We start from the raw sequence: 6665 nt of genomic DNA, 5'->3' as shown, positions 1-6665 counted from the left end.
GACCTGGTCTAGAGGCTCAACTTCGATATAGAATCTGTTGTGGCGGTTTGGAGACTTCCCTTCGACAGGACCTGCCTTCTTGGTGACGGTTTCACGGTAGACGACGATAGGCTCGGATGTGATGATATCGACGTTCTTGTCACGGCGGATACGGCCGGTGACGACCTCAAGATGGAGTTCGCCCATACCTGCGATCAGGTGCTCACCGGTCTCTTCGTTGATGGTGATACGGATCGTCGGGTCTTCTTTGGCGACCTGCCGGAGCACTTCGACGAGCTTGGGGAGATCCTTCATGTTCTTCGCTTCGACAGCGACGGTCATGACGGGTTCGGAGTAGTGCTTCAGTGATTCAAATGGTGCCATATCCTGTTTGGAGGTGACGGTTGAACCGACGAATGCATCCTTTAACCCTGTGACTGCGGCGATGTTTCCGCCGACGATCTGTTCCACCTCGACCCTGCTTGGGCCCATGAAGATACCGACCTGCTGGAGCCGGTTTGGTTTGCCTGCCGTTCCTATGACGTACAGTTCCATCCCACGGTTAAGTTTCCCTGAGAAGAGACGACCGGTTGCAACCTCACCCGCATGCGGGTCAAAGGAGATATCGGTGACCATCATCGTTACTGGACCTTTTGGGTCGCAGGTGAGCATTGCTTTCCCTTCGACAGTCTCCTTATCTCCGTGCCAGATGATCGGGATACGCCGCTTCTGTGCATCAACCGGATTTGGAAGGTGCTTCACAACAATGTCAAGGATCACTTCATGAAGTGGGCTTGACTTTGCAAGACCCTTCATGTCTCCGGCGTTGCACTTGTCGATGACCTCTTTGAAGGAGATACCGCTCTTCTGCATGTAGGGGATTGAGACGGCCCAGTTGTAGAGGGCTGATCCGAAGGCGACGGTTCCGTTTGCAGCTTCAAGCTTCCAGCCCCCCTCGGTGTACATCTTCTCGCTCATCCCTCTGATCAGTTTATTGACCTTATCGATGACACGGCCAAGTCGGATCATCATCTCCTGTGGATCGACCTTCAGCTCGTTGATGAGACGGTCAACCTTGTTGATGAAGAGGATCGGACGGACACCCTCTTTGAGTGCCTGGCGAAGAACCGTCTCGGTCTGGGGCATTGGCCCTTCGACTGCATCAACGAGAACGATCGCGCCGTCAACCGCGCGCATTGCACGGGTGACATCTCCGCCGAAGTCGACGTGACCTGGCGTATCGATCATGTTGATCAGATACTCTTTGCCGTTGTATTCGTGGACCATTGAGACGTTCGATGCATCGATTGTGATTCCACGTGCCTGCTCCTCTGCATCGGAGTCCATGAAGAGCTGTCTTCCGGCAAGCTCCTCAGAGATCATCCCTGCTCCTGAAAGGAGGTTGTCAGAGAATGTGGTCTTCCCGTGGTCAATATGTGCAACAATACCGATGTTTCGGATGTACTCTGGTTTATCCATCAGTTCCGAAACTCGCTCTACCATCTTTTTGCCGCGTGACATAGTTCACCAAAAAAGTATGGATTAGCGGGCGGATTTTGCAATCCGCTCGACTTCCTCTTTCTTTCCTACAGAGAAACACTTGGAGTCGCCTTTTGCAGCGGCAATAAGCTCGTCGGCAAGGACCTGGGATGCGGTTCGCTTCGTCTTGTGTGAACCTCTCCAGACACCGGTTGCGATGTACTTCATCGCGGTGTTTACTCTTCGGATTGGGGCGGTATCGACTGACTTTGGCACGTTGATACCACCATACTTCAGTCGAACCGTCTCTTCACGGGGACCGGCGTTTGCGACTGCATCAACGAGAACCTGAATGGGGTTCTGCTTCGTCTTGGTGTGAATGATATCGAATGCATCCATCACGATCTTGGTGCAGAGCTGTTTCTTTCCTGTGTTATGCGCTACCTGCATCAGTCGGTTGATCAGCCGTTCAACAACTGCCATTGAGGATTTGGTGAACTGCTGCTGGGTGAGTCTTCCACAGCTGTGCGGGACTGCCATGGATTTGATGGTCACGTAGCGTTCAAGACCCGGGTCTCTAATGACAACTTCTGATGGATCCCACTTGTTAAAGAGGAGGATGGCTTTCTGGGTGGTCTGTTCTTCTTCTGTCACGATACTCACCTGCGCGCCTTCTCCTTGCGTCCCATAACAAGTTCATGGAGTGAGACGTTGTTCACTGCGGTCACAACGAACCTGACACCCGGGATATCACCCATTGAACGGCCCATACGACCGCCGATGCCCTCAATTGTGACCTCGTCGTGCTCATCAATGAAGTTGATCGCACCGTCGCCAACTGCAAATGCAGTCACCTGACGACCATTTTTAATTAACTGTACTCTGACACACTTTCTGATAGCTGAGTTCGGCTGTTTTGCCTCGACACCGACCTTTTCAAGGACGATCCCACGACCCTGTGGTGATCCCTTGAGTGGATCGGCTTTCAGTTTCAGTTCAAGTGCACGGCGTGCATAACTCGAATCGCTCCAGCGGAACTTTTTTGCGTCGCGCTGAAGTTTTCTTGCTGCAAATTTTCCCTGTCCCATGTATAAACCTCTATATGCTGGTTTTTGATCCGGTGGATACTCCAGAATCTGGAATACATATTGCGCGGAAGTGTTTTATATACTATCCGCAGACCACGCGTTCCTACATTCATGCGTGGTCTCTAATAATAACCTTATACGTTTTCTCCTCCAATGGATAACCACATGTCCGTCCGCATCTACAAGGAGGTCTTCTTCGATGCAAGTCATCGGCTTCTCCATTATGATGGAAAGTGCGCCCGTCTGCATGGCCACCGGTGGCGCACCGAGGTATGGCTCGAAGGAGCTGTGGACCAAAAGACGCAGATCCTCATTGACTATAATTGCATAAAAAAACTCGTTGAGATCTATGATCATCAGGTGATCCTCAATGAGGACGATCCGATGGTTGAATGCCTCTCTCGGTTTCAGGATGTCATCACCACAAAGGGTGATCCGACAAGCGAACTCCTTGCAGTCAGGATTGCAGATGATATCGATGGCGCCTGCCGCGATATGGGGCTTCAATGCTGTGTCACGAGGGTGAGGGTCTGGGAAGCCGCCACCTGTTATGCAGAGGTCGAGCGCTGAGATGAGGGTTGTTGAGATCTTCACCAGTTTCCAGGGTGAAGGAAAACATCAGGGGGCGCGCTGTACTTTCCTCCGTCTGGCAGGGTGCAACCTTGCCTGTCGATGGTGTGATACGCCGGATGCGCAGAATGATGATGCAGGTGATGAAATCTCAACAGAACAGATCATCGCCGGGATTCGTTCGAGTGGTGTCAGGTACCTCTGTGTTACCGGGGGTGAACCACTTCTCCATATGGATGAACTTCTCCCTGTTTTACAAACCCTCTCCGGGGAGGACTATCGTATAGAGATCGAGACGAACGGAACTATTCCGTTCACTCAGGTTCTTCCGTATGCATCCGTCTGCATGGATGTGAAATGCCCTTCATCCGGTGAGAGGAGCGATCTCTCACTCCTTGCAGATCTCCGGCAGAATGACACTGTCAAGTTCGTTGTTGCAGACGAAACCGATCTCACCTATGCAGATGAACAGATCCGATCCCACAGAATTGCCGGTGAGATCTTCATCTCTCCGGTCTTTGGCTCGGATTACTCTGCAATTGCAAGGGCGTTAATCACCTGGGATCACCCAATAAGGCTTCAGATGCAGCTCCACAAACAAATCGGGGTGCAGTAAAACCATGAAAGCAGTATGTCTCCTATCAGGTGGGATGGACTCAGCCACTCTCGCGTATTATGCGAAGAATATGGGGTATGATATCCTCCCTCTCCATATCACCTATGGTCAGAGAACCGAGTCAAAAGAACTCAGGTGCGCGGAGAAGATCAGCAGACTCCTCGGTGCAGAACCTCCTGTTGTCATCTCTCTTGATTACTTCAGGATGTTTGGTGCAAGCAGCCTCACCGATCCGGAGATTGCAGTGGAAGGGTTTGATGAATCTTCTCACGAACGGCCAAACACCTATGTGCCGTTTCGGAATGCGAACCTCCTCGCGATTGCAACCAGTTTCTGTGAGGCACGCGGGGCAGATGCGATCTTCATCGGCGTTCAGGCCGGGGATTATATCGGGTACCCGGACTGCAGGCCCGAGTTCATTGATGCGTTCCAGCAGGTCGTTGATCTCGGCACAATGTCAGAGAAACCGATTACGCTGATGGCACCGTTTGTCAGGATGAACAAGACAGAGATCCTGAAGGAGGGTTTTGCCCTCTCTGTTCCCTATGAAGAGACATGGTCCTGTTATCAGGAGGATGATCTCGCATGCGGCACCTGTTCATCCTGTCACTATCGCCTTGAGGCATTCCGAACTGTCGGTAGAGATGACCCGATCCGGTACCGGAGTCTGATTTGACGATCATCTATCAGGGTAAACGGCTCTTCATCGAACTGCGAACGATTGATCTCCCCAATGGCAGGAGGAAGGAGACGATCATCGTTCATCCGGGGGGTGCTGTTGCCATGCTCCCCTGTGATGGGGATGACTGCTACCTGATCCGGCAGTTCCGTCCGGCAATTGGAGGTTATATCTACGAAGCACCTGCCGGAACGATGGAGCCGGGTGAGGGCCCGGAAGAGACCGCTTCGAGGGAACTGATCGAGGAGGTCAGGATGCGATCCGCAGAACTCATCCCCCGGGGTGTCATCATGACCTCACCCGGCTATACCGATGAGGTGCTCCACCTCTATGAAGCGCGCAACCTCACACCGGCAGATGACTATGATCCTGATGATGATGAGGTGATTGAGGTCGTTAAAATCTCCCGAAAGGAGGCTGAAGCGATGGCACAGGATGGAAGGATCATCGATGCCAAGACGATCTCTCTCCTCTTTCGGTGCAGAGAGGAGAGATCCTGAGGAATCATCACTTTTATTGGATCATAAGAACAATAATAAAAGGTTTAATTACGGTGACATACGCCCATGGCTGAAACAGTACAGACAGAGAAGGATGAGGCACGCCGCCGATACGAGTTTAAGAAGATGCTCGAGCGGCTCCAGGAGAAAGAGGGGAGCGGAACCGAGCTGATCTCCCTGTATATTCCTCCGGATAAGCAGATATACGATGTGACGGCACAGCTCCGCGATGAGTTTGGGCAGTGTGCGAACATTAAAAGCAAACAGACGAAGACGAATGTACAGAGTGCGCTATCCTCAATCCTCTCACGTTTGAAGAACTACAAAAATCCTCCGGAGAATGGAATGGCAGTCTTCTCCGGGACCGTCAACGTCGGAGGGGACAGGACAGTACACGAGACGATCGTCATCGAGCCCCCCGAGCCGTTGAAGACATACATCTATCGGTGCAGTTCGAACTTCGAGCTTGAACCGCTCAGGCAGATGCTTGAAGAGAAGTTCGTCTATGGTCTCCTTGTCCTCGACCGCCGTGAGGCATACTGGGGGTTCCTCCGTGGCAACAGGATCGAACCAATCAATGGGACGACCTCGACTGTTCCCGGCAAGCAGCGTAAAGGTGGTCAGTCTGCCGCACGATTTGAGCGGCTCCGGCTGATTGCGATCAATGAGTTCTATAAGAAGATCGGTGAACGTGCAAGTGAGACCTTCCTTGCTGAGAAGGACTTCTTTGAGCGGTTTAAAGGTCTTCTCATCGGTGGGCCGACACCAACAAAAGAGGAGTTTGCAGCCGGAGATCACCTGCACCATGAGATACGAAAGAAGGTGCTTGGCCTCTTCGATGTTGCCTATACAAATGAGAGCGGCCTCTCCGAGCTTGTTGATGCCGCAGGTGAAGCCTTAAAAGGTGTCGACCTGATGCGGGAGAAGGCGATCATGTCCCGGTTCTTCAAAGAACTGACTAAGGATGACGGTGTTGCCGCATATGGTGAATCGAGCATCAGGAAGAACCTTGAAGCGGGGGCTGTTGATATCCTGCTCCTTTCAACAAAACTCCGGGAAGTCCGCCTTCAGATCCAATGCGGTGCCTGTGGATATTCTGAGGAGCGGACTGTTCGATCAGAAGCCGGGAAGAAGATATCAGATATCGACTTTGGCAGCTGTCCAAAATGCACCTCCCCGCTTCTCCTTGAAGAGGAGACCGATATCATCGAAGAGATGACAAATCTCGCCGACCAGAGCAGCACCAAAGTCGAGATCATCTCGGATGACTTTGAAGAGGGTGCAATGCTCTTCAATGCCTTCGGCGGCATCGCCGCGATCCTGCGGTACCGGACCGGATTATAATGTTTTCAGAGACAATAGACCAGATTGAACGCATGCTCAGATCATGCACCGGTGAGGAGGATGCTCTCCTTGTCGATGGAGGTGACCATGCTGATATTGCATCCACGGTTGCGTTCGCACTTGCAAAGAAACAGAAGAAAGCACCTGCACTGATTGCAGCAGAGCTCGCGCTGGAGATCAGGGCAAGACCTGAGATGGAAGGAATCACCGTATCGGCAGTCGGGCCATACCTTAACTTCGTCTTCGGTGGCGATTATCTCGCCCGTTCAGTTGCAGAGGCGCGAAGACCCGGATATGGGACCCTCTCAAAGAAACATGAACGGGTTCTCCTCGAACATACAAGTGCAAATCCAAACGGACCGCTTCATGTCTGGCATATCAGAAATACCATTATCGGTGATACCCTTGCC

At 52.1% G+C, this 6665-nt stretch carries 8 protein-coding genes and 1 pseudogene; 6 read left to right on the top strand and 3 right to left on the bottom strand.

All coding sequences use genetic code 11. The features are described 5' to 3' along the window. From Q7V06_RS04530 to Q7V06_RS04520, 3 genes are all read right to left on the bottom strand, one after another. A partial coding sequence (locus tag Q7V06_RS04530) for an elongation factor EF-2 (RefSeq protein WP_304838754.1) occupies positions 1-1500 on the bottom strand: 1500 nt, incomplete at its 3' end. Between the two features lie 21 nt (positions 1501-1521). Beyond that, positions 1522-2112, bottom strand: a complete 591-nt coding sequence (locus Q7V06_RS04525; RefSeq protein WP_304838751.1) for a 30S ribosomal protein S7 — start codon at positions 2110-2112, stop codon at positions 1522-1524. 5 nt (positions 2113-2117) lie between these two features. Continuing rightward, a complete protein-coding gene (locus Q7V06_RS04520) occupies positions 2118-2546 on the bottom strand; it encodes a 30S ribosomal protein S12 (RefSeq protein WP_304838748.1) in 429 nt (142 codons plus the stop codon). A 165-nt stretch (positions 2547-2711) separates the two neighbouring features. Here Q7V06_RS04520 and Q7V06_RS04515 point away from each other — a divergent pair, with 165 nt between their 5' ends. The 6 genes and pseudogenes from Q7V06_RS04515 to Q7V06_RS04490 form a co-directional block, all read left to right on the top strand. Beyond that, on the top strand, positions 2712-3116 hold the full coding sequence (locus Q7V06_RS04515) for a 6-carboxytetrahydropterin synthase (RefSeq protein WP_304838744.1): 405 nt from the start codon (positions 2712-2714) through the stop codon (positions 3114-3116). Further along, positions 3097-3732 (top strand): radical SAM protein, encoded by a 636-nt coding sequence (locus Q7V06_RS04510; RefSeq protein WP_304838741.1) that lies wholly within the window; start codon positions 3097-3099, stop codon positions 3730-3732. The genes Q7V06_RS04515 and Q7V06_RS04510 overlap by 20 nt, the downstream gene beginning before the upstream one ends. A 4-nt stretch (positions 3733-3736) precedes the next feature. Next, positions 3737-4408 (top strand): 7-cyano-7-deazaguanine synthase QueC, encoded by a 672-nt coding sequence (gene queC / locus Q7V06_RS04505; protein ID WP_304838737.1) that lies wholly within the window; start codon positions 3737-3739, stop codon positions 4406-4408. Then, complete coding sequence (locus Q7V06_RS04500; protein ID WP_304838733.1) at positions 4405-4911, top strand: NUDIX hydrolase; 507 nt, start codon at positions 4405-4407, stop codon at positions 4909-4911. Before queC ends, Q7V06_RS04500 begins: the two co-directional genes overlap by 4 nt. Positions 4912-4977: 66 nt before the next feature. Then, positions 4978-6255, top strand: coding sequence for a peptide chain release factor aRF-1 (prf1, locus tag Q7V06_RS04495; protein ID WP_304838730.1), 1278 nt, complete (start codon positions 4978-4980; stop codon positions 6253-6255). Further along, positions 6255-6665 (top strand): annotated as a pseudogene (locus Q7V06_RS04490) (arginine--tRNA ligase); the annotation flags it as partial. The gene prf1 and the pseudogene Q7V06_RS04490, both read left to right, overlap by 1 nt.

Origin of the sequence: Methanocalculus sp., assembly GCF_030651615.1 — an archaeon.
Lineage (GTDB): Archaea > Halobacteriota > Methanomicrobia > Methanomicrobiales > Methanocorpusculaceae > Methanocalculus.
This window is presented reverse-complemented; position numbering and strand designations above follow the sequence as displayed.